This window comes from Extibacter sp. GGCC_0201, from assembly GCF_017566055.1.
Classification (GTDB): Bacteria; Bacillota; Clostridia; order Lachnospirales; family Lachnospiraceae; genus Extibacter.
This window is the reverse complement of record NZ_JABFCH010000127.1, coordinates 1-228: the sequence shown is the minus strand read 5'-3', so window position 1 is coordinate 228 and position 228 is coordinate 1. Positions and strand designations below refer to the sequence as shown.

At 50.4% G+C, this 228-nt stretch carries 1 protein-coding gene; it reads right to left on the bottom strand.

Annotated features, from left to right (window positions below):
* Positions 1–208: RrF2 family transcriptional regulator (locus tag HJV72_RS18975; protein WP_208073422.1), on the bottom strand; the 208-nt coding region annotated here is incomplete at its 3' end.
* Positions 209–228: the final 20 nt, after the last annotated feature.

The window sequence follows — 228 nt, the reverse complement described above, 5'->3', positions numbered from 1 at the left end:
CTTTGGCAAGCATATAGCCGCCCTGGGCGCCGCGGGCGCTTTTGACAAGTCCGGCGCGGCTCAGCTGGGTAATGATCTGTTCCAGATATTTGTCGGAAATATCCTGCCGCTGGGAGATATTTTTAATGGGGATGAAGCTGCCGGTATGATTGTAAGCCAGGTCAAGCATCAGCCGCAAAGCATAACGTCCTTTGGTAGAGATTTTCATAAGCACACGTCCTTTCAAAA